The sequence below is a fragment of the Roseateles sp. genome (genome assembly GCF_036404855.1).
Classification (GTDB): Bacteria; Pseudomonadota; Gammaproteobacteria; order Burkholderiales; family Burkholderiaceae_C; genus Pelomonas.
This window is the reverse complement of record NZ_DASWYS010000209.1, coordinates 1-26,552: the sequence shown is the minus strand read 5'-3', so window position 1 is coordinate 26,552 and position 26,552 is coordinate 1. Positions and strand designations below refer to the sequence as shown.

The 26,552-nt window shown below is 66.8% G+C and carries 24 protein-coding genes; 11 read left to right on the top strand and 13 right to left on the bottom strand.

The features are described from left to right. Nucleotides 1-86 precede the first annotated feature (86 nt). From VGF12_RS14085 to VGF12_RS14045, 9 genes are all read right to left on the bottom strand, one after another. Nucleotides 87-746 (bottom strand): response regulator, encoded by a 660-nt coding sequence (locus VGF12_RS14085; RefSeq protein WP_331176667.1) that lies wholly within the window; start codon nucleotides 744-746, stop codon nucleotides 87-89. Nucleotides 747-838: 92 nt separating this feature from the next. Next, nucleotides 839-1,498: a phosphatase PAP2 family protein gene (locus tag VGF12_RS14080; protein WP_331176666.1), complete on the bottom strand. Its 660-nt coding sequence runs from the start codon at nucleotides 1,496-1,498 to the stop codon at nucleotides 839-841. A 349-nt stretch (nucleotides 1,499-1,847) separates the two neighbouring features. After that, nucleotides 1,848-4,988, bottom strand: a complete 3,141-nt coding sequence (locus VGF12_RS14075) for a CusA/CzcA family heavy metal efflux RND transporter (protein WP_331176665.1) — start codon at nucleotides 4,986-4,988, stop codon at nucleotides 1,848-1,850. A gap of 12 nt (nucleotides 4,989-5,000) precedes the next feature. Further along, nucleotides 5,001-6,263: an efflux RND transporter periplasmic adaptor subunit gene (locus VGF12_RS14070; RefSeq protein ID WP_331176664.1), complete on the bottom strand. Its 1,263-nt coding sequence runs from the start codon at nucleotides 6,261-6,263 to the stop codon at nucleotides 5,001-5,003. An 8-nt stretch (nucleotides 6,264-6,271) separates the two neighbouring features. Further along, nucleotides 6,272-7,564 (bottom strand): TolC family protein, encoded by a 1,293-nt coding sequence (locus VGF12_RS14065; RefSeq protein ID WP_331176663.1) that lies wholly within the window; start codon nucleotides 7,562-7,564, stop codon nucleotides 6,272-6,274. A 99-nt stretch (nucleotides 7,565-7,663) separates the two neighbouring features. Further along, nucleotides 7,664-8,035: a cation efflux protein, CzcI family gene (gene czcI, locus VGF12_RS14060; RefSeq protein ID WP_331176662.1), complete on the bottom strand. Its 372-nt coding sequence runs from the start codon at nucleotides 8,033-8,035 to the stop codon at nucleotides 7,664-7,666. 531 nt (nucleotides 8,036-8,566) lie between these two features. Further along, a complete protein-coding gene (locus VGF12_RS14055) occupies nucleotides 8,567-9,559 on the bottom strand; it encodes a relaxase/mobilization nuclease domain-containing protein (protein ID WP_331176661.1) in 993 nt (330 codons plus the stop codon). A gap of 954 nt (nucleotides 9,560-10,513) precedes the next feature. Beyond that, nucleotides 10,514-11,008 (bottom strand): RNA polymerase sigma factor, encoded by a 495-nt coding sequence (locus VGF12_RS14050; RefSeq protein ID WP_331176660.1) that lies wholly within the window; start codon nucleotides 11,006-11,008, stop codon nucleotides 10,514-10,516. Nucleotides 11,009-11,013: 5 nt separating this feature from the next. After that, nucleotides 11,014-11,607, bottom strand: a complete 594-nt coding sequence (locus VGF12_RS14045) for a transposase (protein ID WP_331176659.1) — start codon at nucleotides 11,605-11,607, stop codon at nucleotides 11,014-11,016. A gap of 158 nt (nucleotides 11,608-11,765) precedes the next feature. Here VGF12_RS14045 and VGF12_RS14040 point away from each other — a divergent pair, with 158 nt between their 5' ends. Next, nucleotides 11,766-12,029 carry a helix-turn-helix transcriptional regulator gene (locus tag VGF12_RS14040; protein WP_331176658.1) on the top strand — a complete coding sequence of 88 codons (264 nt, stop codon included), beginning with the start codon at nucleotides 11,766-11,768 and terminating at the stop codon, nucleotides 12,027-12,029. A gap of 148 nt (nucleotides 12,030-12,177) precedes the next feature. Here the strand turns inward: VGF12_RS14040 and VGF12_RS14035 are convergent, their stop codons facing one another. Beyond that, the gene (locus VGF12_RS14035; protein ID WP_331176657.1) at nucleotides 12,178-13,125 is read right to left on the bottom strand and encodes a glyoxylate/hydroxypyruvate reductase A; all 948 of its coding nucleotides are present in this window, start codon (nucleotides 13,123-13,125) and stop codon (nucleotides 12,178-12,180) included. Nucleotides 13,126-13,236: 111 nt separating this feature from the next. On the opposite strand from VGF12_RS14035, the gene VGF12_RS14030 reads away from it, so the two are divergent. From VGF12_RS14030 to VGF12_RS14020, 3 genes are all read left to right on the top strand, one after another. Further along, the gene (locus tag VGF12_RS14030) at nucleotides 13,237-13,437 is read left to right on the top strand and encodes a hypothetical protein (protein WP_331176656.1); all 201 of its coding nucleotides are present in this window, start codon (nucleotides 13,237-13,239) and stop codon (nucleotides 13,435-13,437) included. A gap of 45 nt (nucleotides 13,438-13,482) precedes the next feature. Further along, nucleotides 13,483-14,388, top strand: a complete 906-nt coding sequence (locus VGF12_RS14025; RefSeq protein ID WP_331176655.1) for a LysR family transcriptional regulator — start codon at nucleotides 13,483-13,485, stop codon at nucleotides 14,386-14,388. An 80-nt stretch (nucleotides 14,389-14,468) separates the two neighbouring features. Further along, nucleotides 14,469-14,870, top strand: a complete 402-nt coding sequence (locus VGF12_RS14020) for a RidA family protein (protein WP_331176654.1) — start codon at nucleotides 14,469-14,471, stop codon at nucleotides 14,868-14,870. Nucleotides 14,871-14,974: 104 nt separating this feature from the next. On the opposite strand, the gene VGF12_RS14015 is transcribed toward VGF12_RS14020, so the two are convergent. After that, nucleotides 14,975-16,000: an FAD:protein FMN transferase gene (locus tag VGF12_RS14015; RefSeq protein WP_331176653.1), complete on the bottom strand. Its 1,026-nt coding sequence runs from the start codon at nucleotides 15,998-16,000 to the stop codon at nucleotides 14,975-14,977. 10 nt (nucleotides 16,001-16,010) lie between these two features. After that, a complete protein-coding gene (locus VGF12_RS14010) occupies nucleotides 16,011-16,412 on the bottom strand; it encodes a c-type cytochrome (protein ID WP_331176652.1) in 402 nt (133 codons plus the stop codon). A 297-nt stretch (nucleotides 16,413-16,709) separates the two neighbouring features. On the opposite strand from VGF12_RS14010, the gene nosZ reads away from it, so the two are divergent. The 6 genes from nosZ (at nucleotide 16,710) to VGF12_RS13980 (ending at nucleotide 24,964) form a co-directional block, all read left to right on the top strand. Continuing rightward, nucleotides 16,710-18,656 carry a TAT-dependent nitrous-oxide reductase gene (nosZ, locus tag VGF12_RS14005; protein ID WP_331176651.1) on the top strand — a complete coding sequence of 649 codons (1,947 nt, stop codon included), beginning with the start codon at nucleotides 16,710-16,712 and terminating at the stop codon, nucleotides 18,654-18,656. 109 nt (nucleotides 18,657-18,765) lie between these two features. Then, nucleotides 18,766-21,357: a 4Fe-4S binding protein gene (locus VGF12_RS14000; protein WP_331176650.1), complete on the top strand. Its 2,592-nt coding sequence runs from the start codon at nucleotides 18,766-18,768 to the stop codon at nucleotides 21,355-21,357. Then, on the top strand, nucleotides 21,354-22,652 hold the full coding sequence (locus VGF12_RS13995) for a nitrous oxide reductase family maturation protein NosD (RefSeq protein ID WP_331176649.1): 1,299 nt from the start codon (nucleotides 21,354-21,356) through the stop codon (nucleotides 22,650-22,652). The genes VGF12_RS14000 and VGF12_RS13995 overlap by 4 nt, the downstream gene beginning before the upstream one ends. Beyond that, entirely contained in the window at nucleotides 22,633-23,577 is a 945-nt protein-coding gene (locus VGF12_RS13990) for an ABC transporter ATP-binding protein (RefSeq protein WP_331176648.1), read from the top strand. Before VGF12_RS13995 ends, VGF12_RS13990 begins: the two co-directional genes overlap by 20 nt. Continuing rightward, the gene (locus VGF12_RS13985) at nucleotides 23,574-24,413 is read left to right on the top strand and encodes an ABC transporter permease (RefSeq protein WP_331176647.1); all 840 of its coding nucleotides are present in this window, start codon (nucleotides 23,574-23,576) and stop codon (nucleotides 24,411-24,413) included. The genes VGF12_RS13990 and VGF12_RS13985 overlap by 4 nt, the downstream gene beginning before the upstream one ends. Continuing rightward, on the top strand, nucleotides 24,410-24,964 hold the full coding sequence (locus VGF12_RS13980) for a nitrous oxide reductase accessory protein NosL (protein ID WP_331176646.1): 555 nt from the start codon (nucleotides 24,410-24,412) through the stop codon (nucleotides 24,962-24,964). Before VGF12_RS13985 ends, VGF12_RS13980 begins: the two co-directional genes overlap by 4 nt. A gap of 297 nt (nucleotides 24,965-25,261) precedes the next feature. On the opposite strand, the gene VGF12_RS13975 is transcribed toward VGF12_RS13980, so the two are convergent. Then, nucleotides 25,262-25,660: a hypothetical protein gene (locus VGF12_RS13975; protein ID WP_331176645.1), complete on the bottom strand. Its 399-nt coding sequence runs from the start codon at nucleotides 25,658-25,660 to the stop codon at nucleotides 25,262-25,264. A 558-nt stretch (nucleotides 25,661-26,218) separates the two neighbouring features. Here VGF12_RS13975 and VGF12_RS13970 point away from each other — a divergent pair. Continuing rightward, nucleotides 26,219-26,518, top strand: a complete 300-nt coding sequence (locus tag VGF12_RS13970) for a helix-turn-helix domain-containing protein (protein WP_331176644.1) — start codon at nucleotides 26,219-26,221, stop codon at nucleotides 26,516-26,518. Nucleotides 26,519-26,552: the final 34 nt, after the last annotated feature.

The following is a 26,552-nucleotide window of genomic DNA, read 5'->3' as shown; positions in this document are numbered from 1 at the left end:
GGCGTAGGCGACCACCGCGACGAGCGCCGTGCCCAGCACAAACGCCCCCGTGATCCACGCGAGCAGCGCGCGCTCGATGGAGCGCATCAGTCGCTGGCCATGCGGTAGCCCACGCCACGCACGTTCCGGATGGCCGCGCTGCCCAGCTTGCGGCGCAGGTTGTGCAGATGCACCTCGATGGCGTTGCTGGCCACTTCCTGTCCCCAGCCATACACCGCTTCTTCCAGGCGTTCACGGGACAGCACGGCGCCGGGCTTTCGCATCAAGGCCTCCAGCACGGCGAACTCCCGGGCCGACAGCTCCACCGGCTCGCCCGACTTGGTCACCCGGCGACTCACCGGATCGAGCACCAGTTCGCCCTGCTGAAGCTTCGGGTTGCCGCTGCCGGCGTGACGGCGCAGCAGCGCACGCACGCGGGCCACCAGCTCGTCGAGGTCGAACGGTTTGAGCACATAGTCATCGGCGCCGGCTTCCAGCCCGGCGATGCGGTCACGGACGGTGTCCCGCGCCGATGCGATCAGGACCGGCAAGGCGCTGCCGCCGGCGCGCAAGCGCTTCAGCAGCGTCATGCCGTCGCCGCGCGGCAGGCCCAGGTCCAGCACGGCCAGGTCGTACACGCCGCTGGACAGGGAAAGCTCTGCGGCCCGCCCGTCCATGACCCAGTCCACGGCGAAACCGGCCTGGAGAAGGCCTTCCCGCACGGCACGGCCAATCATCGTGTCGTCCTCGATCAGCAGCAGTCGCATGGGTCCTGGAGGTTCGCCTTGGGGGCGCATGAGCCAGGGCCGATCTTCGCTCCAGATGGTGACCGCGGTCCCGGGTCAGGAGATGCCAGGTGTCAGGGCAGCGACCTCGAGAGCCCTGGCTGCGCCATGCCGCTGCCCGCGCGCACGCCATGCCAAGTCAATCCGCTGACGGCCAGACAGATCCATGCGGTCCACAACGAATGGCTCAGGTAATGGGCGCCCCGCATCATCTGCACCCAGCCCAGCGCGAATCCCACGACGAGCACGATCGCAAGGAACGCGCGCGCCGCCCGGGGCGCATGGGCGCGAAGCGCAAACCATCCCGGCAGCAGCGAGAAGGCTGTCGAGGCGTGGCCGGAAGGGAAGCAGCCGCCCGGCCCGCCGTCACGGATGCCCAGCAACCAGTGCGGCACGTACCGCCCTGCCCCACCGCCGAACTCGGCCAGCGACCAGGGACAGCTCGTGGCGCTCGACCGCTTGATCAATGCGATGAGGGCGATGCAAAGCAGGGTCGTCCCGATCCACAGCAGCCGCTCGCGCCGCGGCAACTCGGGCACCAACAGCCGCGGCCGCCAGACGCTGAGCGCCAAGAGGGCGAGGAACAACCAGCCGACGACCCGCACGCCGTCGTGGAGCAGGCGTGCCGTTACCCATTGATCGCGCCACGCAAATCCCGCCGCTGAGCCGTACAGGCGTGCGAGCGGCAGGTCCAGCCCGGACGCCTCCCAGGCCATCAACGCGATGAGCGCCACGGCAGCCACCCATGCGTCGCCGCGGAGCGTGCCGGACAGGGACGGTCGCGACGTTGTACTCACCCGTTCGCTCCCCACGGTCCCGCGAGATCGAGGGCCCGCACCTCACGGACAGCCCGCCGTGGGCGGGCTGCGTCCGGGGGGACTGGAAGGAGGGGGAGCGCAACAGTTGGGATCACCGGGACACGGACGCAGCGGGAAAGCCGGCCAGTGTGGGTCCCGGAGACTTAAAGGGGACTTAAGACCGTCGGTGACGCGGCACGCCCCGGCAGTCGCCCTCCGCGCTTTCCCGCGGGGCTGACCACGGGCATCCCGCGGTCAGCCCGTCGCGCCCTGACAACCGGCGGCTTCACGCCCCCGCTTCCCGCTCGTCACGCCAATGCGCCAGCCGATACAGCACCGGAAGCACCAGCAGCGTCAGCGCCGTCGACGACAGGATGCCGCCGATGACCACGGTCGCCAGCGGGCGTTGGACTTCCGCGCCGGTGCCGGTCGCGATCGCCATCGGCACGAAGCCGAGCGATGCGACGAGAGCCGTCATCAACACCGGCCGCAGCCGCGTGACGGCGCCCTCGAAGATCGCCTCGTCCAGCGCCTTGCCCGACTCCCGCAGGCTGCGAATGAAGGAAATCATCACCAACCCGTTCAGCACAGCCACGCCCGACAGCGCGATGAAGCCGACGGCGGCAGAGATGGACAACGGGATGTCACGCAGCCACAGCGCCACGATGCCGCCCGTCAGCGCGAACGGGATGCCGGTGAACACCAGCAGGCCGTCCTTGGCATTGCCGAACATGACGAACAGCAGCGTGAACACCAGCAGCAGCGACACCGGCACGACGATCTTCAGCCGCTGCGTGGCGGACTGCAGGTTCTCGAACTGGCCGCCCCAGGTCATCCAGTAGCCCGTCGGCAGCTTGACCTGCTGCTGGATGGCTGCCTCCGCCTCCGCCACGAAGGAGCCGATGTCGCGCTCGCGCACGTTGGCGCTGACAACGACGCGACGCTTGCCGTCTTCGCGGCTGACCTGGTTGGGCCCCGGCGCCAGCGACAGGTCGGCCACTTCGCTCATCGGGATGAAGCGCCTGGCGCCGTTGCCGCTGGACGGCAGGGGCAGGGGCAGGCGCTTGATGGCCTCCAGGTCCGAGCGCACCGACTCGGGCGCCCTCACCAGGATGCCGAAGCGGCGGTCCCCCTCGAACATCGTGCCGGCCTCGCGGCCGCCCACGGCGGCCGCCAGCGTGTCCTGAACGTCCTGCACGTTCAGCCCGTAGCGGGCCGTCTTCTCCCGATCGATCTGCACGCTCAGCATGGGCAGGCCGGTGGTCTGCTCGATGTTGACTTCCGCCGCCCCCGCGACGCCCGTCAACACGGCCGAGATCCGCTGGGCGGCGCTCTCCAGCACCTCCATGTCGTCCCCGAAGACCTTGACCGCGACGTCCGAGCGCACGCCGGAGATCAGCTCGTTGAAGCGAAGCTGGATGGGCTGCGAAAACTCGTAGTTCTGGCCCGGCAGCTTCTCGACTTCCGCCTTCACCGCTGCGATCAGCTCATCCCGCGTCCGACGCGGTTCAGGCCACGCCGACGGCGGCTTGAGCATCACATAGGCATCCGAGATGTTGGGAGGCATCGGGTCGGCCGCGATCTCTGCCGTGCCGGTGCGGGCGAAGATGCGTTCGATCTCGGGGAACTTGGCCTTCAGCGTCGCTTCCAGCTGCTGCTGCATCGCCACCGACTGCGACAAGCTGGTGCCGGGAATGCGCAACGCCTGGACGGCGAAGTCACCTTCGTTCAGGCTGGGAACGAACTCGCTGCCCATGCGCGTGGCGAGAAGCCCCGACAGGAACACCGTCACCACCGCGGTGGTGATGACGAGCGGCTTGTTGTCCATCACGCGCTGGAGCGCCGGCTCGTAGGCGCGACGCGCCCACCCCATCAGGACGTTCTCCTTCTCGGAGACCTTGTTGCCGATGAACAGCGCGACTGCTGCCGGCACGAAGGTGATCGACAGGATCATGGCGCCGACCAGCGCGATGACGACCGTGAACGCCATCGGGTGGAACATCGTGCCTTCCACACCCGCCAGCGCAAAGATCGGCAGGTACACGATCATGATAATCAGCTGACCAAACAGCAGCGGCCGGCGCGCCTCCTGCGAGGCGAGGAACACCTCATGGAAGCGCTCGGCCTGCGTCAGCGGTCGGCCCTTGTGGGCCTGCGCATGGGCCAGGCGCCGCACGCAGTTCTCGACGATGACGACCGCCCCGTCGATGATGATGCCGAAGTCCAGCGCGCCCAGGCTCATCAGATTGGCACTGACCTTTTGCTGCACCATGCCCGTGAAGGTGAACAGCATCGACAGCGGAATCACCATCGCCGTCAACACCGCCGCACGGATGTTGCCGAGGAACAGGAACAGGATGACGATGACCAGTACCGCGCCTTCCAGCAGGTTCTTCTTGACGGTGCTGATGGCCTTGTCGACCAGGGTCGTGCGGTCGTAGACCGTCACCGCATGCACGCCTTGCGGCAGATTGCGGTTGATCTCTGCCATCTTCTTGTCGACGGCCTGCGAGACGGTGCGGCTGTTCTCGCCGATCAGCATGAAGACGGTGCCCAGCACGACCTCCTTGCCGTTGTCCGTCGCGGCGCCTGAACGCAGCTCACGACCGACCTCGACGTTCGCCACGTCGCGGATGCGAACCGGCACGCTGCCTTCGTTGCGCAGGACGACGTTGCCGATGTCGGCCGTCGAGCGCACCTGGCCCGGCGCGCGGATGAGGTACTGCTCGCCGCGCCGCTCGATGTAGCCGGCACCGACATTGGCGTTGTTGCGCTCCAGCGCATTCACCACGTCGGCCAGCGTGATGCCGTAGGACGCGAGCCGGTCGGGCTCGGGCGTGACGTGGTACTCCTTGGCGTAGCCACCGATGGAGTTGATCTCCGTCACACCCGCCACGTTGCGCAGCTGCGGCTTGATGACCCAGTCCTGGATCTCGCGCAGGTCGGTCGCGGTGTAGGGCGTGCCGTCGGGCTTCGTCGCGCCGGGCTTGGACTCGACGGTCCACAGGTAAATCTCGCCCAGTCCGGTCGAGATCGGACCGATGTTCGGTTCGACACCGGCCGGCAACTGGCCGCGCGCCCCCTGGATGCGCTCGTTGACGAGCTGACGCGCGAAGTAGATGTCCGTGCCGTCCTTGAAGATGACCGTGACCTGCGATAGCCCGTAGCGTGACAGCGAGCGCGTTTGCTCCAGGCCGGGCAGTCCAGCCATCACGGTCTCGATGGGATAGGTCACGCGCTGCTCGGTTTCGAGCGGCGAGTAGCCCGGCGCCTTGGTGTTGATCTGGACCTGGACGTTGGTGATGTCCGGCACGGCGTCGATCGGCAGCTTCTGATAGCTGAAGACCCCCAGCGCAGCCATGCCCAGCACGGCCAGCAGCACCAGCCATCGGTGCTCGATGGCGAAGCGGATGATGCGTTCAAACATGCGCCGCTCCCGTCAATGCGCGTGGGTGGCCGAGGCCTTGCCCGCCTCGGACTTGATGACAAAGCTGCCCGTGGCCGCGTACGGTGTTCCCGCGGGCAGGCCAGACCTCACCTCGACGCGCTTGCCGTCGCTGCGGCCCACCTCAACGGGCGTGGCCGCGAAGCCATGGTCCGTGCGCACGAAGACGACGGCCTTGCCCTCCAGGGTCTGCACCGCGTCCGCGGCCACCGTCACCGGCACCTTGGCCTCGTCAGCCGCCACCTCCACGTTGACGAACAGCCCCGGGCGCCATGCCCCGTTCGGGTTGTCCAGCGTCACGCGTGCCTGCGCGGTGCGCGTCTGCTCGCCGATAAGCGCCCCCACGTAGGCGACCTTGCCAACGGCACTCTGCTCAAAGGCCGTCGACTTGATCAGGACGCGCTCACCCACGCGGACACGAGGCAGCTCACGCGCCGGCACATTGATGGTCGCCCACACCGACTTCAGGTCCGACACCGTGAACACGGCGGCGTCCTCGCGCACCTGTTCACCCAGCGTGATGTGCTTTTCCACAATGACGCCGTTGAACGGTGCGCGCAGCTCGAAACGGTTCAGCGACGACGACTCCGCAGAGATGCCGAGCGCCAGCAGCTTCTGCCGCGCATTGGCGACGCCGATCTCGGCCTCCCGCATGGCCTGCTCGGCCTGCTGCATGTCCTGCTGCGGCGAGATGCGCTGCTCGAAAAGCTGCTTCTCGCGCTCATAGGTCGTGCGGGCAAGTTGCAGCCGCTTCTGCGCAGACTGCAGGTCTGCACGATGGTCCGACACGCCGGTGCTGCTGATGACGGCCAGCACCTGCCCCTTGCTGACTTGCTGACCCAGCGCCACCGGCACGGCTTCAACGATGCCACTGACGCGTGGCACGACGTGCGCGGTCCGGTCTTCATTGAAGGCGATCTCGCCGGGCAGCTGCAGCGTCGTGCGGATGTCGGCCGGCCCGGCGCTCTCGACCGTGATGCCGGCCGCCTTGATCTGTGTCGCCGTCATCGTGACGGCACCTTCGTCGGCATGCGCGTCGGCGTCGCCCTTGCCCTCGTCTTCATGGTGCTCGCCATCGCTGTGACCCTTGGCCTCCTCATGGCCATGGTCGTCGCCCTCGGCAGCGTGCGTGCCGCCCAGGCGGAGGATGGAGACCGTGCCGGCGGCACCGAGCAGCAGCACCACGGAGATGGCGATCAGTTGCTTCCTGCCCATCGCGTGGCGAAAGCGGTCGAATGTGTTCTGTGGGTTGTTCATCGTTGAACTCAAGGTTGGGTGCCCGTCGAGGGGCTGTCGTTCTGGGCGCCGAGCTGGCGATCGATCTCGGCGGCGATGCGGTGGGCCTGGGCCACGGCGGCGTAGTACTGGCCGCGCACCTGCACCAGGGTGCGTTGCGCGTCGAGGGCGTCCAGGAAGCTGAACTTGCCCAGCTCGAAGCCGGTCCTGGCTGCCTCGTAGGCGCTTTGGGCACCCGGCAGCACCTCGCGGCGCAGCAGGTCGGCCTCTTCCTTGCGCGCCTGCAACAGGTCCGCCATCTGCAGCACCTCGGAGCGCAGACGCAGCGCTTGCGCCTGCGCGTTGGCCTGGGCGGCGTCACGCTTGCGCAGCGCTTCCAGCTGGCCGCCCTGGTTGCGGTCAAAGAAGGGCAGTGGCACGGAGAGGCTGAGGACCGCCTGGGTGCGCCCGGCCTGCTGGTCGCGTTTGGCACCCACGCCGACCGTCACGTCGGGCACACCCTGCGCTCGGGCCAGCGTGTAGCCGGCATCGGCACGACGCGCTTCCAACTGCGCACGGCGCACGCTGGGTGCATCGGGCAGCCGGGCCATGACGTCGACGGCGGAAGGTGCCGGCGGCAGCGCAGCGACGTCGCCATCGAGGCGCTGAACACTTCCGTCCTGCGCCCCCATGACGGCTGTCAAGGCTCGCAGCGCCGCCGATCGTTCAGCCTGTGCCTGGCGGAGCTCGATCCGAGCGGTCGAGTGGGCCACGCGTGCACGCGTCTCCTCGGTGGGAGACACCTTGCCCGCCGTCACACGCCGCACGGCGGCATCGACGCCACTGCCGGCGATGCGCAGCGACTCCTCGGCCACCTTGACGCGCTCCTGGGCTGCCAACGCGTCAAAGAAGGCCTGGATGGCGCCGGCCCGGATATCGGAGCGGCGAGCGGCCAGGTCGAGCGCGGCGATGTCCTTGTCACGCTGCGCGAGCTCGACGCGCGCCGCACGCTTGCCCCCCAATTCCAGCGTCTGGCTCAGCTGGACCGTCGTGGTGCCGGCGCCGGAGCGCAGATCCTCCTGTTCCACGCCCAGCACGGGGTTGGGCAACAGGTGGGCCTGGCGCACGCCGCCGTCGCTGGCATCGAGTTCCGCGGCGGCGGCACGCAGCTGCGGGTTGTGCTGCAGCGCTGTCTCGACGGCAGCGGCCAGCGTCAGCGGCGCCGCTGCGGCATCGACGACCTCAGGAGGAGGGGTGGTGGGGACAACGGCCACGGGCGACTGCGCCCGGGCGAGGGAAGAGATGAGCGCCGCACAGGCCAGCGGCACAAGGATTCTGCGCATCGAAAACTCCAGGGTTGTAGGGACAACGCGAGGGTTTCGGCGAGGGCAGCGCGGCTAGGGCCGCGAGAAAAGGGAGGGAGGATGGACTGCGCTCGCCGATCAGGCGAGCTGCCATTTGGGCCGATCGTGGTGATCCGGCCCCCTCGACTCGAACATCAGGTTCGGTGCGACGCGAAGGAAGAAGCCGGCGTCGATGTCGAGCTGCAGCGGCAAGGGCAGCATCGGCTTGGCGAAGCTCAGATGGCAATAGCCGCAGTCGGTGTCAGCGACCAGCTTGGCAGCCTTGGCCATGGAGGCCTTGGCATGCTTGTCGGCACCGTTGTCGCCCGGATCGGCCTGATGCTCGTGGGTATGGTGGCCGACGTGGGTCTTCGCCGGGGCCTCTTCGTGACCGCAATAGGCTGCCGCTGCCGCCCAGGCGAACTGGAGGGGCAGCACGAACAGCAAAGCGATGATCAGCCAGCGGCGCATGGGGCGTATTGTGTCCTGAGCGCGGCAAGAGGGGTGAACAGGTTGCTTTGTCACCCCTGGGAAGCGGTCGCAGTGCACTCATAGGTCGCATCAGGGCAGGTCGATCCGGTTCGCCCAGCCTCATGGCGCGAGGTGCAGTCTCTCGAGCCCGGTCGGCGAAGCCGTCAGCTCAAGGGTCCCCAGATCGACGTCGCGGCAAGGCTCAGACACCTCGAGCCCCGCCTTCCACCACCGACACGTGAATGACTTGTGCCCGGGGCTTGTGCGGTGCCGGCCCGCAGAGTCCGCAAGGATCGGATCACCGCCGACGCGAACGGTATCCGCCGCAGCCCCGGCATTGCGCCGCCCTGGAACCCGCAGAAGCCGGATGCTCACGGTTGCCCGTCCGCCGAACGTGGCTGCCCTCGTGCGCTGCCGCCTCACCCAGGCGCCCCCTGAGCGCTAGCCGTGCCGGCCGCGGGACACCCGCCAGGCGAGGCCGATCCGCATTGAAGTGAGTGCATCGCCCACGTTGCTGCACGGCCCCGGGGCTCAGCGCTCCCGCTTGCGGTCCATGCTCCTCGGCGGCTCGACCGGTTGCGCCAACTTCGCTGGCTGCGGGATCACTGAAGCCTCGCGGCCAGGACGTCGACGCACCGATTCCTTGAACACGGTCGAGTCACGGATAAATCCGCTGACTCGTTTTGCCAGCTCGCGATCTCCGGGGTCACCGGAGGCTGCGAGTGCCTCCAAGATGTGCGCCCAACTGATCATCGCGTCGGTGGCGCCACGCGGCACCGGCGAGGCCGTCTTGGCCGGAGCGGTCTGCACACGCAGAAGCCCCTGCTTCCTGGTTTTGATTCGCCACAATGGCTCGGAGCTGCGTTGCTCGCCGCGGACCGCCTGACGCGTGGCTTCCGCCTCGATGCCCAACCCGCGCAGCTTCTCGGCGAACGTCTCACGCCAGCGATGACGCAGCGCCTTGTGCGGGTACAGACGCCCGCCTGTCGCTGCAGCGCACTTGAAGCACAGGTGGACATGTGGATGGGCCTGATGCTCATGCAGGACCATGACGTAGCGGTGGCCCTTCAGTTCGACCTGCGCGAACTCGCGCACCGCCTTCTTCAGCAACTCGGCGTTCGTTCCGATAGGCATGGAGAGCATGACATTGAACGCTTCTCGACGGTGGCCGACTTCCTCGATGCGCGCACCGCCAAAGCGCCATTGGTCCAGCAGGTCGCGCACCGCTTCCTCGCCGGTCCGCTCGACCCCTCGGTCGTCTTCAATCACAAGGCGGCCGTTCATGCTGATGTAGCGGAAGTGCGCAGCGATCGCTTTCATGCCCCGGCCGCCGCCAGCGTTCATGACCACCACTTGCGGCGCATGCCGCACCGTCGCTTCGATGCGCTGACGGATCACCGCAGCCTTGCGTCGCATCAACGTGTCCAGCCTGGGAGTCGGCGGCGACCTGACGATGCGGTTGGCGGAATAGAAGAGCCGCTCTCCCCACTGAACCAGTACGCCATCAACCTGCGGTCCGTTCATTGCCGCGGCCTCCTCGCTGGCGTGAGATCTGCAAGCAATGCCGAGGCCTGGACCAAGTGCGCTCTCAGGTCCCCAACCAACGACTTCAATCCTGCCCGATAGCCTTCAAGCTCGCCGGCCGGTAGGCGCTCCAACATCCGCAGGAACGCATTGAGATCTGCCGACATGGCCGCAACCCGGTCGGTGGATAGGCTCAACGCGGCTACCGCTGCCGAGTGGTCGACGGCGCGTGGCGGCGCAGGGAACCCGTCCAGCAGCGTGCTGACGTACCACCCTCGCGCAACGCCAGCGGATCGAGCCCGCGCGACGAGCATCGCTGCGTACTCTGGCGTCAGTCGCAGCTGGATCCTGGCAACGTGGGCATGGAGTGGCACTTCGACGCCTGCCAAGTCGGGACATTCGCTGCCAGGCTCACCGAGCATCATCACCACCGCGTGCCGAACCAGCGCCGCGGTCGTGGTTCCGAGCTCCGCCGCCTTCACGTCAAGCCGGGATCGCAGACCACGCAGGTGCACCCGAACGAACGTTGGTCGATTCACTCGCCCGTGCGGATGGTCAGGCGCCGGGCTTCTGGGGGCGCCTGCCAAAGGACTCCCCGCACCGGTGGCTGGCTCCTGCTCCATCACATCGGGCAGTAGGTCAAGCTGCAAGTACGTCGCGGAACTGGGGAGTACGCTCATGAGGACCCATGGTGCACTTCCGTCATCGGTGCGGCCAGCCCCCTGCCATCGCACCCACCGCCCCGACGACGCGTCCCAGACGATCTCCGGCGCGCCCGTGACGTTTCATGCCGTCCCGCGGCAAGCTAACGATTCGTTTCAATTCCATGCAGGGCGGCGCAGGCCGCCCCGCCATGCGGTCGCCTCCATGGCAGTTTCCGGCTCCTGGCCGGCCAGTTCTAGCCGGCCAGTTGCACGTCCTCGGCTCGTCGGTCGTGTTCCGTGGGCTACACGGCTACCAGCCTTCCATCCAACTGGTGAGCCGCAATGTGGCCTTTGCAATGTGCTGGTGCACCGTGCTGACGCTGATGCCATGGCGTTGCGCAATCTCGGTGTAGGGCAAGCCATCAATGCGATGGGCAAGGAAGATGTCACGCGTCTTGTCGCTCAGACGACTCAGCCCCAGGCTCAGGCGAGCAGTACGCTCTCTGGCCAGCACCGAGTCCTCCACCGACGGCGCGGTGTCGATCAACACCACGTCCTCCAGCATGACCTGCTCACCATGGTTCACGGTCGTGCGGTATTCGTCGATAGAGAGGTTCAGCGCCGTGCGTATCAGAAAGGCCGCGGGACGGTCGACGGGCTGCTTCTCGGTCTCGTAGCGGGCCAGACGCAACCAGGCCTCCTGCACCAGGTCCTCTGCCTCGTGCTCGGTACGCCCTCGACGTCGCAAAGCACCGCGGGCGCGCGCCAGCGCGTCCTGCCAGTTCTTCAAGAGTTGGGTCGACATGGCACTCAGTTGGCCGCGGCCAATGCAGCAGCCGACGCACTGGCGCCATATGGCGCCGGACATGCCCGATCCAGTCGGTCGTGCAGCAGATCGCGGTCTGCCCGCTGGAATGCCCGGGCGATGAACTCAGCGGCCGCAGCCTGATTGGCAAAGGGAGCCTGGAGCTTCGCCACGCGCGACATGCGCCCCTGCAAGTGCAGACCCGCGATGTCGGCCCATCGGATGACGCGTCGCATGCGAGGCCCGAGGGCGCTGGAGGCTGCGAGTTCAGCGCTGGCGCGCCCACAGACTTTGGGCCGGAGGCCCGTCAGCGCGTCGACGACATGGTCGTCCGCAACAACCGCCTTGACGCGCTCGATCCCCCGCTGATACAGGTCCACGGCTATCCGCTGGGCGGTGCCGCCACCGTCGTCTTGCCACGCTCCCAGCACCTCGAACCTTCCATCCGTAAAGAAGCCGAGTGCCCAGTGCCACTCGGAAACGGCGGTGGATCCGTCTTTCAGCATCGGTATGTAGAGCTTGCCGAACCTGACGACCAAGTACCGGCAGCAGAGCGCGCCTGAGTACCAACGAGCGGTGGACCAGAAGAAATAGGGCATTGACGACTCCTGCTTGGGGTAACGCGCCCGACTGGCGAATCGTGCCTACGCGCATTGCGGACCCGGACCGTTTGCCGTGGCCTGAGTGGACTAAAGAATAGACGTTTTTCGTCTATTTTTCCAGGTGCAGCAAGGTGTCGGCCGCTCTGTGATGGCCGATGCAAAAGAACCTCCATACCTCGGATCAACTGCTACTTCGGGAACTGCTCGTTGAGATGCGCGCTGCGGCGAAGCTGACTCAAGTCGAGCTGGCTGAGAAGCTGCAATGGGAGCAGACGCATGTCAGCCGGGTTGAAAGGGGCGTTCGGCGCTTGGACGTGCTCGAACTTCGTCGATGGGTCTGCGCCCTGGGTATTTCGCTGCCCGACTTCATCGACAAGTTCGAACGACGGCTAGAGGCCAACACACCGCCGCATCTGTGACGCTGCCTCGTCCGTATCGGACGACCGATGGCAACCTGTCATCCGCGGCACTTCGAGCTCATCCGGGCGTTGCCGCCCCGAGCCAAGTTCGCCATGTCCGTACGCTCCAAGAAAGCTGACGCCCCTCTTGCGCGCCAGTTGACTCCGTTCAGTAGCCTCGAATTCGATCCACGTGAGGAGGTATGGCCCCGATTCGCCTGAACGCAGCGACGTTGGCCGCCACGATGGCGGATGCCGTGGCCTGGTCTGTGGGGGCCGAAACATGCGGCAGCACCGTCACAGCGGGATGCGTCCAATGCCAACTGTCCATGGGCAACGGTTCAGTGGCGAAAACATCGAGCACCGCGTGACGAAGTCCGCCGCCCTCGAGCACCCGCCGCAGCGCCTCGTCATCGACGATGGCGCCCCGGCCAAAGTTGATGAGACACGCGGGGCGCCCCAACTGGCTGAACGTGACGTCGTTCAGCAACCCGCGGGTCTGCTCGGTGAGCGGCAGGAGGCACACGAGGATGTCTGTATCCGCGAGCATCCTGGCGAGGCCATCGTCGCCCGCGTAGCAAGTGACCCCGGGCAGCGTGCGCAAGGTGCGGCTCCACCCCTGAACACGGAATGCGTTTGCACGCAGGCGCGCAGCAGCCGCCGCCCCGAGTGCCCCCAGTCCGAGCAGGCTCACGGTCTTGTCCTGCGGGCGAACGTACTCGAGGGGCTTCCACTGGCGTTGGCGTTGCTGGCTCGCGTACTTCGGCATGTCCCGGTGGAGGTACAGCGTCCATGCCAACACGGCCTCAGCCATCGTGTCGGACAACTGGGGATCAACCAGGCGAACGATCTTCAGGTCGGTGTCTCGAAGGTCCGCGACCATGCGCTCGACGCCGGCCCAGACACTCTGGACCCATTTCAACCGCGGCATGCGGCGCAGGTCCTCAGGCCGAGGGTTCGCGACGATGGCGACCTCGCACGCCTGCAGCGCAGCTTCGTCCAACCGGCCGATGGGCTCAATCGTCTCGGCGGGCATGGCACGTCGCAGGGCATCGACCCAGGCGGCTTCAAACGGATCGTCAGGGCGTGCGACAAACGGGAGGACAGGGTATTTCATCGCGGGGGAAACTTCTCGCGTGCAAACGCAAGGGACTGCGCTGCTGATCAGCGCCGACTCGGCGCCCGCCACAGTATCAAGCGACTGCCTGGAAGTACGCAGCATCATGGAATGGATCCCTGCTGTGGGACATTCAAGGCCCTCGTATTCGGCATTGGCACGTTCTTCTTCATCAAGTGGCAGACGACCAGGGGAAAAGAGGAAGAAGCAGATAGCGCCGCCGTCGGTTCAGCCCTGACTGGCTATATTCGTCGCCAGAATCAAGGCTCGCCCGCCAAGGGCAGCAGCGCCCGAATCAATATTCCGTCCTGATGGCGGGCCGCAGCGTGCGCGGCACTGGGTCGGAGATCCCTATTCATGAGAGAGAAGCTGGAACTCAGCCATCTGCGGATGCTCAGCGCGCTCTACGAGCATGGCACCGTATCTGCGGCCGCCGAGGCGCTGGACGTTTCGCAGCAGGCCGTCAGCCTGCAGCTCAAGCGGGCCCGGGAGATTCTTGGGGATCCCCTGTTCGTGCGCACCGGCCACGGCATGGCACCGACGGTCTATGGCCTGGTGCTCCAACCGCATGTCAGCCAACTGCTCGCCCTGCTGCATGCGATGCCGATGCCGACGTCGATTCCGATGGAAGAGATCGAACGCACTTTGAGCTTCTCGGCAACGGACCATGCGCAACGCATCATCGTCGGCGATCTGATACGCGAGCTGCGCCGCGTGGCGCCACGGGTCAAGGTCAAGGTCTCCAACATCGAGAGCGCAGCCCTGGTCCGCCGAATGCAAGAAGGCGACATCGACATGGCATTCACGTCGAACGGCTATGTGCCCGAGGGACTGCTGTCGACTCCGCTCTTCACGGAGCGGTACGTATGCGTTGCCGGCCGGCCGATGACCGAAGGGCTTGGCTCGCTTCCCTTGGAGGCCCTGGTCAGGCATGACTTCCTCGTCGTGTCGCCGTCAGTGCCAAGCTTCGAAGGCTCCGCTGGAAGCTGGTTCGAGCAGCGAGGGCTACGGCGTCACGTTGTGGCGTCAGTGCCCTCGTTCTTCATGGCGCTCGAGTACCTGCGTCAGTCCGAGATGGTGGCCTTCGTGCCATCGCGACTGCTGCCTTGCGAGGGGATCTTCGAGGTCCCCCTCGAGAAGTACCCGCCTGGCTTTGAAGTCGTTGCGGCCTGCCATCCCTCTGCCACGTCTGATCCACTGCTGAGCTGGGTCCTGGACTTCGTACAGACCCGGTTCTCCACCGACCGTTCACGCCGCTTGTGACGGCTACAAGCGTGCCGGGGTGGTGCGCCTCGCACCCCACTCCTAAGCTGCCGGGATCGCAACTCGGTATTGACCGGCAAATGAGCAGGAATCTCGTCAACCCCGCAACTCTCTACGACGGCGCCCCCGTCGGCATGTCCCAGGCCAGAGTGGACCCTGAGTCCGGATTCGTCTTCGTGTCGGGTCAAGTCGACTGGGACGTTGATTCGCGGGTCAGACACGCGACGCTGGAAGGCCAGGCCGAAGGAGTGATGGAACACCTGATCACGGTGTTGAACGAGGCCGGCTCCTCGCTCGAGGATGTGCTGCAGTTGCGGGTCTATGTCCTCGGCGAACTGGCCGACGGCATGTCGCAACTCGTGCCCGTCTTCGCCCGCCACTTTGGCAGGAGTCGCCCTGCTCTGACGGGCGTCGGCGTGGCATCGCTCGCATCGCGCGACACGCTGATTGAGATCGAGGCGTTGGCCAAACTGCGCAGGTAGCCCCGGGGTGGTCGCCGGCAACGTCGACATTCAGGCCCCGAACGACACCGCACAACCCACGCTACTGGGGACAGGCCTCTGACGCTCGGCGAATAGCCAGATTTCTAGGCCGGCAGCAACCGCCCCTGCAAGCCTGTCGAGAGCCACACGCGACCGGGCTCGGCCAGCATGCCTTCGACCCCGGGCAGTTGCTCGCGCAGCCAGCGCTGCGACTGGGTGAGGCCGGCCACCATCATGGCAGCACCCCAGCCGTTGACCGCTTCGACGTCGGCCGCCACCAGGGCCAGGCCACGCAGGCCCTGGCTGGGCTGGCCGTTGCGCGGATCGAGGATGTGGTGATAGCGGCGCCCCGCGTAATCAAAACCGCGTTCATAGTCGCCCGAGGCGGCCACCACGCCGCCGCGCAGCGCCAGCACGCCCAGCAGTTGCTGCGGCGCCCGCGGGTCGCGCAGGCCGATGCGCCATGGGCGCCCCTGCAGCGTGCCGCTGCACAGCACATCGCCGCCGCCGTTGATCAGTGCATCCGTCACGCCATGCGTCGCCAGTGTGCGCAGCCCCGCCTGCAGGATGGGCAGCTTGGCGATGCCGCCCAAGTCCAGACGCATGCCGGGACGTGCCAAGCGGGCCGTGCCGCGCGACGGGTCCAGTTGCAGGCCGTGCGCATCCACCAGCGCATGCTGGCGGGCGAGCGCAGCCGCGTCGGGCACGCGGGCAGGCAGGCCGGGCTCGAAATGCCAGTCGGCATAGGCACCGACGGTCGCGTCGAAACGCCCGCCGCTGCGCCGGGAAACGCCCTGAGCCTGCTGCAGTACCGCCATCAGCTCCGGCGCCACCGGCAGCGGTGCGCCACCGGCCGCATTGGCCAGCAGGTTGACCTGGCTGGCGCTGCGGTAGCGGCTCATCATTTCCGACAGGCGAAGCATCTCGGCCCATGCGGCGTCCAGGGCCTGCGCTCGCAGCGTCGCGTCAGCATGCACGGCAACGATGTCCACCTGCGTGCCCATCAAAGCGGCGGAGCTGCGCTGCACGGGCGCGCGGCCGGCATCGAGCGCCTGCGCAGCACGCGGCAGCAGCACGCAGGCCAGCGCCCCCAGTGCGAAGCCGCGGCGACGCGGCGAAGTCAGCGGCACCAAGGAGGCCTCAGCGCGACTGCGCCACCATGTAGTCGACCGCGGCCTTGACCTCGTCGTCGGTCAGCGAAGCGCCGCTGCCGCGCGGCGGCATCATGCCCTTGGCGCCGGTGAAGCCTTCCAGCGCATGCTTGTAGAGCACTTCGTTGCCCTGGGCGATGCGCGGGCCCCAGTCGGCCTTGTCGCCGGGCTTGGGGGCTCCTGCCACGCCAGCCGCGTGGCACATGGCGCAGGTCTTGCCGAACACGCTCTTGCCGACGGTGTTCTCGGCCGCGGCCGGCTCGGCCACTGCGACGGGAGTGGGGGCTGGTGCTTGCGCAGGCGCGCTCGCCGGCTCCTGCTTGCTGCAGGCCACCAGCGCGAGCGCCGCGATGCAGGACAGGAAGACGTGACGATAGGTTGGGCGATTCATGGCGTTGACATCTCGTATGGGGTGAGATGGATTGTGCGGCGCAAGCGCGTCGTCTTGTTCGCTAATTTCGTTAGGCGGGGCAACTACAGCGACCTCGACTGATCCAGATCAAGCCGATCCGGGCGCGTCGTGACGACGATGCACCTGCTCTCGAAGTGCATCGCACTGCAGCCCCAGAACCTGTCGTCAACGTCGATGACGGGTCCATCGCCAAACCCTCTCCCCTAACACTTCACCCGTGTTCCGAAAGCACACGGGTATTTCCGCTTCCGCTCGATCAACCCAAGAGGAAAGACCATGAAAGACCAAAACAACAATAAGAACAGGACGGACAGCAGCGCCGAACCCCAGGGTCTGGCGCGCCGTCGATTCATCAACAGCGCCGCGATCGCCGGACTGACCCTGGGCGCAGCCGCCTGCGCCGAGAAGAAGAGCGATGGCACCGCCACGGCCACTGCCGCCAGCGGCACCGCAGCCGCAGCGCACGGTGGCGAAGCCAACGCGACCCATCTCAAGCCCGGTCAGCTGGACAGTTACTACGGACTCTGGAGCGGCGGCCACACGGGCGACATGCGCGTGCTGGGCCTGCCGTCGGGCCGCGAGCTGCTGCGCATTCCCTGCTTCGTGCCCGACGCCCTGGTGGGCTGGGGCATCACCAACGAGTCCAAGAAGGTCATGGGCACGAAGGCCGATGGCTCGCTGCGCTACACGGTCGGTGACACCCACCACACGCACGCCTCCTACAAGGACGGCAACTACGACGGCCGCTACGCCTGGATCAACGACAAGATCAACAGCCGCATCGCTCGCATCCGCCTGGACTACTTTGTCTGCGACAAGATCACGCAGCTGCCCAACGTGCAGGGCTTCCATGGCATCTTCCCCGACAAGCGAGACCCGGTCGATCCGAAGATCAACTACACGACGCGCGTGTTCTGCGGTGGCGAGTTCGCCACGCCGCTGCCCAACGCGGGCAGCGAGGACGGCAGCAAGTACCGTTCGCTGTTCAGCTGCGTGGACGCCGAGACCATGGAAGTGCGCTGGCAGGTGCTGATCGACGGCAACTGCGACCTGACCGCCACGTCGTACGACGGCAAGCTGGCCGCCACGAACCAGTACAACACCGAGATGGGCGTGCACTACGAGGACATGATGTCCGCCGAGCGCGATGCCTGCCTGTTCTTCAACATTGCCCGCATCGAAGAGGCCGTCAAGGCCGGCAAGTTCAAGACCATCGGCAGCTCCAAGGTGCCGGTGGTGGACGGCACGCGCGAATCCAACAAGGACGCCAAGACCGCACTGACCGCCTACGTCTCGGTTCCGAAGAACCCGCACGGCGTCAACGCCAGCCCCGACCAGAAGTACTTCATCTGCGCCGGCAAGCTCTCGCCCACGGCCACCGTCATCGAACTGGCGAAGGTGCTGGACTGGTTCGACGGCAAGTTCGAGAAGGTCGACGATGCCATCGTCGCTGAGGTCGAGATCGGCCTGGGGCCCTTGCACACGGCCTTCGACGGCCGCGGCAACGCCTACACCACGCTGTTCCTGGACAGCCAGGTGGTGAAGTGGAACATCGACAAGGCCATCGCCTTCCAGAAGGGCGACAAGACCGCCAAGTACGTGGTGGACCGCCTGGACGTGCAGTACCAGCCGGGCCACATCAACGGCTCGCAATCCGAAACCATCGCCGCCGATGGCAAGTACCTCGCCGTGGGCTGCAAGTTCTCCAAGGACCGCTTCCTGCCGGTGGGCCCGCTGCACGCTGAGAACGAGCAGATCATCGACATGTCGGGCGAGAAGATGGTGCTGCTGGCCGACCACCCGGTGCGCGGCGAGCCGCATGACTTCATCATCTTCAAGCGCGACCTCCTCAAGCCCAAGCAGGTCTACTCGCTGGACGACTTCCCCAACGCGGTGAAGGACCCCAAGGAATCCGGCGTGACCCGCAACGGCAAGAAGGTCACCGTGAAGATGACGTCGCAGGCGCCGGCCTTCTCGTTGCGCGAGTTCAAGGTCAAGAAGGGCGACGAGGTCACGCTGATCCTGACCAACCTCGACAAGATCGAGGACCTGACGCACGGCTTCGCGATCCCGAACCACAACGTCAACTTCATCGTCAACCCGCAGGAGACGGCGTCGGTGACCTTCATCGCCGGCGAGCCGGGCGTGTACTGGTGCTACTGCACGCACTTCTGCCACGCGCTGCACCTTGAGATGCGCACGCGCATGATCGTCGAGGCCTGAGGCCTCGAACGACGCCCCGCGCTGCGCCACTCGAGCCGGCCAGCGCGGGCGGAAGATGAGAACAGAAATGACGTTAGTGCATCGACTTGCCGCGGCCTGCCTCAGGGCAATGGCCGCGGTTTTTTTTCTGACCCTCGCGTGCGCCCAGGCTGCGCCGGGGCATCAGGCCTATGAGGCCCAGCTGCCGCCAGATCTCGCCACAGCGCCCGATCTGTGTGCGCTGCTGCCCTGCAAGGACGTCTTTCCAGGCGCCGCCAGCTTTTCGCCGCGCAAGGGCCAGCCGCCCTATGTCGAGGCCTACGGCCCGGCCACCGCCGGCGCCAAGCCCGCGCTGCTGGGCTTTGTGATGCTGTCCACCGACATCACCGACACGCCCGCCTACTCGGGCAAACCGGTGGTCACGCTGATCGGCATGGATACCGCCGGCCGCTATGTCGGCGTCAAGGTGCTCAAGCACTCCGAGCCCATCTTGCTGCTGGGCATCCCCGAGACGGCGCTGATCAAGTTCAACGACCAGTACCTGGGCAAGTCGGTCAAGGACCAGATCGAGGTCGGCCCCTCGCGCCCGGACGAAAACGTGCTGGGCGTGGACGCGATCTCCGGCGCCACCGTCACGGTGGTGGCGCAGAACCAAGTGATGCAGCTGTCGGGCAGCGCGGTGGCGCGCCAGGTCGGCATCATCGAACCCACCGTGCGCGAGCGCGCCCGTTGGCAGGAAACCGGGCGCCGCTACCGCTGGAGCGAACTGCAGGCCCTGGGCGCCGTGCAGCAATTGCGCGTGCGGCCCGAGCAGGTGGGCCTCGCTCCTTCGGCCGAACCATTCATCGAGCTGTGGTTCGGCGACCTGAACCACCCCGACCTGGGCCGCAGCCTGCTCGGCGACAGCGGCTACGCCAGCCTGCGCTCGCGCCTGCATGACGGCGAGCAGGCCTTCTTCATCGTGCGCAGCGCCGGCACCGAATCCTTCAAGGGCTCTGGCTTCGTGCGGGGCGGCATCTACGACCGCGTGCAGGTCAAGCAGGGCGCCGACGCCTTCACCTTCCGCGACCTCGACGCCATCAACCTCTACGGCCTGGAGGCCGAGGGCGCACCGGCCTACACCGAGTCGGTCATCTTCATCATCCGCTCGCCCAGCTTCTCGGCCGCCTACCCCTGGAAGCTGGCCTTCCTCGGCAACCGCGTCGACCAGGCCACCGGGCATCGCAGCTTCGCCGTCTTCGAGAGCAAGTTCTGGCTGCCGGACGCGCTGCTGCAGGGGGGCCGGCCCCGGGTCGTCGAGCCCGATGCGCCGTGGCTGCGCATCTGGAAGAGCCAGGCGCTGAAGATCGCGCTGTTCAGCGCGCTGCTGGTGGGTGTGGCCGTGGTCTACGCGCTGCGCGAGCGACTCACGCGGCGCTCCACGCACAAGAACAAGTGGCCGGTCAATGCGTTCAAGTACAGCGCGTGGGCGCTGTCGATCGTCTTCGTCGGCTTCGGGCTGATGGCCCAGCCGTCGATCACGCAGGTACTGACCTGGTTCCACAGCCTGCTGTTCCAGTGGACGTGGTCGCTGTTCCTGACCGATCCGTTCATCTTCGTGTTCTGGATCTTCATCATCGTCACCGTCTTCCTGTTCGGCCGCGGCCTGTTCTGCGGCTGGATGTGTCCGTTCGGCTCGCTGTCGGAGGCGATCTTCAAGATCGCGCGCAAGCTCGGGCTCAAGCGCTGGCAAAAGCCCGTGCCCCAGGCCTTGCACGACCGGCTCAAGTGGCTGAAGTACGCGATCTTCTTCGGCCTGCTGGCCGTGTCGATGTTCGACATGGGCCGTGCCGAGATGCTGGCCGAGGTCGAGCCGTTCAAGACCACCTTCCTCGTCGGCGTGTTCAACCGCGCCTGGCCTTACGGACTGTTCGTCGCCGCGCTGCTGGGGCTGTCCATCTTCATCGAGCGCCCCTACTGCAAGTACCTGTGCCCGCTGGGCGCCTCGCTGGCCATGCCCAGCACCTTCCGCTGGTTCGGCCTGAAGCGCAAGCAGGACTGCAACAGCTGCAAGGCCTGCGCCGTAGGCTGCGGCGCGCAGGCCATCGACGCGGCCGGCCGCATCGACCACCGCGAATGCCTGCACTGCCTGGACTGCATGGTGCTCTACACGGACCAGAAGGGCTGCCCGCCGCTGGCCAAAGAGCGCAAGCGCCGCGAACGCGACGGTCTGCTGATCACGCCAATCGGCCGCGACGGCTACTTCATCCCCATCGACGCCGTGCCCGCCATCTCGCCCAAGGCCGCGCAAGGGCCCGACCCGCGCATGCCCACCGACCCGGCCAACCCCTACGCCGAGCGCGGCGCCTCGACCGCCTGGCAGGTGCTGGTGCTGGAGATCCGCGACCACTTGTGGCCCTGGAGCCGCGAGGGCTGGAAGAGCCAGCGCGCGCTGCAGGTGGCCGGCATCTCGCTGGCCGTGGCCGCGAGCCTGGCCTGGCTGCTGGCCGCGCAGGGCAAGCTGTCCTCGGCCGCCATCATCGGTTGGTGGTTCGGCTGGAGCGTCTACGAGGTGCTGATCCGCATGAGTGGCCGCCGCTATGTCAAGGACGGCCCATGGTGGCAGGCCAGGTACCGTGTCGCCGGCTGGATGGATATGCTCAGCTACGTGGGCTTCAAGAACTTGCTGATCGGTGCCGCGCTCTTCCTCGCCCTCAAGTCGCTGGGTTGGTTGCCGGCATGAAGCCTCCCGGAGCGAACTCACTGCTGCGCACGCTGTCCCTCGCCCTGCTGGTGCTGGGACTGAGCGCAGCCGAGGCCAAGACCTGGCGCGTGCAGCCGGGCGAAGCCATCCAGGCCGCGATTGCGCGCGCCGAAGCCGGTGACGTGCTGGAGATCGAGCGCGGCAGCTACGCCGAGAACCTGCGCGTCGACAAGCCGCTGACGCTGCGCGGCATCGACCGGCCCACCATCAGCGGCGGCCAGCGCGGCGACACCATCCGCGTGGCCGCCCCCGACGTGACGATCGAAGGCCTGATCGTGCGCGACTCGGGCCACGAGCTGAAGTCGCAGCACGCCGGCATCTACATCCAGCCCGGCAGCCACCGCGCCGTGGTGCAGCGCTGCGACCTCGTCTACAACCTCTTCGGCCTGTGGATAGAGAAGGCCAACGACGTGCGCGTCGAGCACAACCTGATCACGGGCCTGCGCGACTTCAACTCTTCGCAGCGCGGCAACGGCATCCAGCTCTACAACACGCAGGGCGCGCGCATCGTCGGCAACAACATCAGCTTCGTGCGCGACGCGCTCTACGTGGACGTCTCCCACCACGCCGAGTTCCGGGCCAACAAGCTGCACCACAGCCGCTACGGCACGCACTACATGAACTCCTACTACAACCTGTGGGAGGACAACGAAAGCTACCTCAACCGCGGTGGCCTGGCGCTGATGGAGGTGCGCAACCAGACGGTGCGACGCAACCGCACCTGGGGCAACAGCGACTTCGGCATCATGCTGCGCACGCTGCAGGACTCGGTGATCGAGGACAACATCGTCGCCGGCAACAACCGCGGCTTCTTCATCTACGACGTCGAGTACGCGACCCTGCGCGGCAACCTGGTGGTGGACAACCACGTCGGCGTGCACCTCTCGGCCGGGTCCACGCGCAACGTGGTGCAGCGCAACGATTTCATCGTCAACCGCGAGCAGGTGCGCTACATCGGCGCCCGCGACGAGCGGTGGGGCGACTCACGCGACGGCGAGCGCGGCCAGGGCAACCACTGGGACAACTACCTCGGCTGGGACCGCAACGGCGATGGCCTGGGCGACGTGCCCTACGAGGCCAACGAACTGGTGGACCGCCTGCAATGGCGCTACCCGAGCGTCAAGTTGCTGCTGGGCAGCCCGGCCGTGCAGGCGCTGCGTCTGCTGGGCCAGCAGTTCCCGGTGCTGCGCGTGCCCAGCGTGGTCGACGCGCATCCGGCCATGCAGCCGCAACACAAGAACTGGAGCGAATGGCGTGACAAGCAATTCCGTTGATGGCACCCAAGCGCTGCGCCTCCAAGGCGTGGCCAAGCACTACGGCCGGGGCAGCACACTGCTGAAGGCGCTGGACGGCGTGGACCTCGTGGTGCCGCGCGGGCAGTTGCTGGGCCTGATCGGCCACAACGGCTCCGGCAAGAGCACGCTGTTCAAGCTGGTGCTGGGGCTGATCGCTCCGAGCCAGGGCCAGCTGTGGGTGGATGGCTGCCAGGTGGGCGGTCGCCACTTCCGCGAGGCGCGCCGCCGCCTGGGTTACCTGCCCGAGAACCTGGTGCTCTACGACAACCTCGACGGCCTGGAGACGCTGCGATTCTTCGCCCGCCTCAAGGGCGCGCCGCTGACGCAATGCGCGCCGTTGCTGGAGGAGGTGGGCCTGAGCCACGCCGGCCGCCGGCCGGTGCGCGAGTACTCCAAGGGCATGCGCCAACGCCTTGGCTTCGCGCAGGCCCTGCTCGGTGACCCGCAACTGCTGCTGCTGGACGAGCCCACCACGGGGCTGGACCCCGCCGCCATCCGCGATTTTTACGACCAGCTGTACCGGCTGCGCGCGCGCGGCGTCACGCTGGTCATCAGCTCGCACATCCTGGCCGAGCTGGAGCAGCGCGTCGACGCGCTGGCCATGCTGTCGCGCGGGCGGCTGTGTGCGCAAGGCACGGTGGATGCGCTGCGCGAGCACTCCACCCGCCCGCTGCAGCTGCGCCTGGCCGGCGATGTCGCCGTGCTCGATGCGCTGCCGCAGCAGCTCGCCGGCCTGCCCGGCGTGAGCTGGCAGCGCGACGGTGCGCAGCAGGCCAGCGTCGACTGCCCGCGCGCGCTGAAGATGCCGCTGCTGCAATGCCTGGCGGCGCAGCCGCTGACCGACCTGAGCATTCAGGAGCCAACGCTGGAAGACCTCTATTTCGAACTGCGGGAGGCCGCATGAAAGACGGACTGCAACCCCGCCAGATCGCCGCCGTGGCGGCCAAGGAGTTCAGCGACCGCCTGCGCAACCGCTGGGTGCTGGCCGTGGCGCTGGTATTCACGGTGTTCTCGCTGGCCATCACCTACTTCGGCGGCGCCGCGCAGGGCCAGATCGGGCCGCACTCCATCGAAGCCACGATCGCCAGCCTCGTGTCGCTGGTGATCTACCTGATCCCGCTGATCGCGCTGCTGCTGGGCTTCGATGCCATCGTCGGTGAACGCGAACGCGGCTCGCTGGACCTGCTGCTGGCCCTGCCCATCACGCGGCTGGAGCTGCTGCTGGGCAAGTACCTGGGCCTGGCCGCCGCGCTGGCGCTGTCCACGCTGGCCGGCTTCGCGCTGGTGGCGGCGCTGCTGTGGCAGCGCTTCGGCATGACGGGGCTGTATCACTACGGCGGCTTCATCGCCAGCTCGGTGCTGCTGGGCCTGGCCTTCCTGAGCCTGGCGTTGCTGCTGTCCGTGGTGGCTCGCGACCGCACCCGCGCCTCGGGTTTGGCCATCGCGCTGTGGTTCGCGATGGTGCTGGTGTTCGACCTGCTGCTGCTGGGCCTGCTGGTGTCCAGCGGTGGTGAACTGGGCGGCGTGCTCGCGGGCGACGGCTTCGCCTACCTGCTGCTGCTCAATCCCGCGGACGTGTTCCGCATCCTCAATGTGTTCTCGCTGGACGACATGGCGCGCCTGTACGGCCTTGCCAGCGTCGTGCCGCCTGCGCTGGGCAACCCCTGGCTGATGGGTGGCGCGATGCTGGCCTGGATCACGGTGCCGCTGGCCCTGGCGGGTTGGAGATTCAAACCATGACCCTGCACGCCCCCTCCCCTTCCCGACTCACACGGCGTCGCCTGCTGTGCGGCTGCGCCGCCATCGCAACCGTGAGCCTGGCGGGCTGCAGCCGCCAGGAGGCTGCCGATGACGCCGGCAAGCCACGTGAGATCGCCGGCCAGTCCAGCTGCTCGCTGGACGGCATGCTGCTGTCGGACTACCCCGGCCCCAAGGGCCAGATCATCTACAAGGGCGACACCCAGGTGAACTGGTTCTGCGACAGCATGGAGTTGCTGTCCACGCTGCTCAAGCCCGAGCAGGTGCGCCCGCTGCTGGCCGCCTACGTGCAGGACATGGCGAAGGCGGACTGGGACAAGCCGGTGGGCCACTGGATAGACGCGCGCCAGGCCATCTACGTGCTGGGCAGCAAGCGCCATGGTTCCATGGGGCCCACGGCCGCGAGCTTTGCCGACGAGCCCGGTGCCAAGGCGTTCGTCCAGCAATGGGGCGGCCGCGTGCTCCGCTACGCCGAGATCAAGCCGGAGATGGCCGACCTCAGCGGCGGCGCGCTGCACGACAGCCGCATGTGATCACCGCCGTGCGAAACAACCGCCGTCAGGCCTGACTGCGTATGTCACCGGTCGGCGCCCCGCCGCTGGCGGGGGCTCTGCCTGCACATGCTCGCGCGCAGTGACCCGAGGGCAGCGGAAGACGGCCCCGACGTCGGCACCACCTGATGACGACCTGGGTGTCAAACCGCGGCGTGATTCGATGTGCCTGACCAGGAGAGGCCGGCCTCAAGGTATCAGCTCCATGCGGCTCAGATTGCCGGGGAGTTCCTACGAGCGGCAAGTGCGCGGGTATCGGCGGCTGGCGATGTCTAGCGATTAGCAGCTCAGCGCTTCAACCGCCGCTGCCGCGTTAGGCCCTCGCCGGGCGTACAGCAAGGCGGCCAGCTGCTCGGGCACATCGCTGTCAAAACTCATCAGCGCGTCGGCGGCCTGGCCTGCGGCGGCGGCCTTCAGCACCTCGGCCACGCTTGCCTTCTGCGCGTCGCTTGCCTCGTGCGAGAGCTTGCCTTCCAGCAGACCGATGGTCTCATCGCGCAGGCGGTCCGATCCCAGCACATGCCACGCGTAGTCGACCTCATATCGCTCCACGGCGTCCTTCAGGCTTTCGCCGTCCAGGCGGGACTCCTGTGCGAAGCCATTCAGCGTGCGGGTGCAGAGGCTCTTGGCGACGAGCGCCAGCAGTTCATCGTGCGAGGGGGTGTTTGCAGCGGCCACGTTGGGTCCTTGGTACATCGATCAACCCACGGGAATCGGAGCTGTCGCAGGCCCATGGGCGGACCTGCGACCACAGAAGCCAAAAGCCCCTGACTCTGTTGGGAATCAGGGGCCTGCAATCGGTGGCAAGGGCGGAATCGAACCGCCGACACGCGGATTCTCGAACGGCATCCATGTGCGCAGCGTTACATTTTCGATGCGCAACATTCAACAAAATCAAGCACTTACAGCGCAACCAAGCGCAGCCAACGGCTGCCATGGGCACTCAGTACCCGACGTGACGGCCAGAGGATTGCGAGAACCAGCGCACCTAGGGCGTCATGACGGCTGCCAGTGTATCAACCCTTCCGACGGCCATCGGCCGTGGCCCGATGTGACGCGCGACGTCAAGTCATTTCGGAATTTAAGGTGCTCTTGGGCTCACCGTGCCGAAGAGTCAGCCAGTTTCGGAATTTGATGAATTGCAGGTTGTAGAAGCGCAGATACGGCATGAATTCGGAATTCAAGAAATCGGCCATCTGAACACGCGCAGAAGGCCGCCATCCCGGAAATTCCGAAATGACTGCCGACCCTGCTGCCCCCTCCACCCTCTTGCGCGTCACCGATTCCGCTGCCGTGGGACCAGCCATTCGCGCACGTCGACGGGAGCAGTCGCTTCGAATCGATGACGCGGCATCTTTGAGTGGCGTCTCAGTCGACCTGCTTTCTCGCCTCGAGAACGGCAAAGGCTCCGTTCGACTGGACAAGCTGCTGGCCGTGTTGGACAGCCTCGGGCTCGCACTCATGCTCGGCCCCAAGGACCACCCCGGCATGCAAGCCGCCTCGCGTCCCGCCGGTGCGGGTTCGGAGAAGTCATGAGTTCGATCACCGGCACATTGGCCGGCGCACCGAG

Coding starts and splice junctions, on each gene's coding strand:
- VGF12_RS14085 (WP_331176667.1), bottom strand. CDS start 746: ATGCGACTGCTGCTGATCGAGGACGACACGATGATTGGCCGTGCCGTG.
- VGF12_RS14075 (WP_331176665.1), bottom strand. CDS start 4,988: ATGTTTGAACGCATCATCCGCTTCGCCATCGAGCACCGATGGCTGGTG.
- VGF12_RS14070 (WP_331176664.1), bottom strand. CDS start 6,263: ATGAACAACCCACAGAACACATTCGACCGCTTTCGCCACGCGATGGGC.
- VGF12_RS14065 (WP_331176663.1), bottom strand. CDS start 7,564: ATGCGCAGAATCCTTGTGCCGCTGGCCTGTGCGGCGCTCATCTCTTCC.
- czcI (WP_331176662.1), bottom strand. CDS start 8,035: ATGCGCCGCTGGCTGATCATCGCTTTGCTGTTCGTGCTGCCCCTCCAG.
- VGF12_RS14055 (WP_331176661.1), bottom strand. CDS start 9,559: ATGAACGGACCGCAGGTTGATGGCGTACTGGTTCAGTGGGGAGAGCGG.
- VGF12_RS14050 (WP_331176660.1), bottom strand. CDS start 11,008: ATGTCGACCCAACTCTTGAAGAACTGGCAGGACGCGCTGGCGCGCGCC.
- VGF12_RS14045 (WP_331176659.1), bottom strand. CDS start 11,607: ATGCCCTATTTCTTCTGGTCCACCGCTCGTTGGTACTCAGGCGCGCTC.
- VGF12_RS14040 (WP_331176658.1), top strand. CDS start 11,766: ATGCAAAAGAACCTCCATACCTCGGATCAACTGCTACTTCGGGAACTG.
- VGF12_RS14035 (WP_331176657.1), bottom strand. CDS start 13,125: ATGAAATACCCTGTCCTCCCGTTTGTCGCACGCCCTGACGATCCGTTT.
- VGF12_RS14030 (WP_331176656.1), top strand. CDS start 13,237: ATGGATCCCTGCTGTGGGACATTCAAGGCCCTCGTATTCGGCATTGGC.
- VGF12_RS14025 (WP_331176655.1), top strand. CDS start 13,483: ATGAGAGAGAAGCTGGAACTCAGCCATCTGCGGATGCTCAGCGCGCTC.
- VGF12_RS14020 (WP_331176654.1), top strand. CDS start 14,469: ATGAGCAGGAATCTCGTCAACCCCGCAACTCTCTACGACGGCGCCCCC.
- VGF12_RS14010 (WP_331176652.1), bottom strand. CDS start 16,412: ATGAATCGCCCAACCTATCGTCACGTCTTCCTGTCCTGCATCGCGGCG.
- nosZ (WP_331176651.1), top strand. CDS start 16,710: ATGAAAGACCAAAACAACAATAAGAACAGGACGGACAGCAGCGCCGAA.
- VGF12_RS14000 (WP_331176650.1), top strand. CDS start 18,766: ATGGCCGCGGTTTTTTTTCTGACCCTCGCGTGCGCCCAGGCTGCGCCG.
- VGF12_RS13995 (WP_331176649.1), top strand. CDS start 21,354: ATGAAGCCTCCCGGAGCGAACTCACTGCTGCGCACGCTGTCCCTCGCC.
- VGF12_RS13985 (WP_331176647.1), top strand. CDS start 23,574: ATGAAAGACGGACTGCAACCCCGCCAGATCGCCGCCGTGGCGGCCAAG.
- VGF12_RS13980 (WP_331176646.1), top strand. CDS start 24,410: ATGACCCTGCACGCCCCCTCCCCTTCCCGACTCACACGGCGTCGCCTG.
- VGF12_RS13970 (WP_331176644.1), top strand. CDS start 26,219: ATGACTGCCGACCCTGCTGCCCCCTCCACCCTCTTGCGCGTCACCGAT.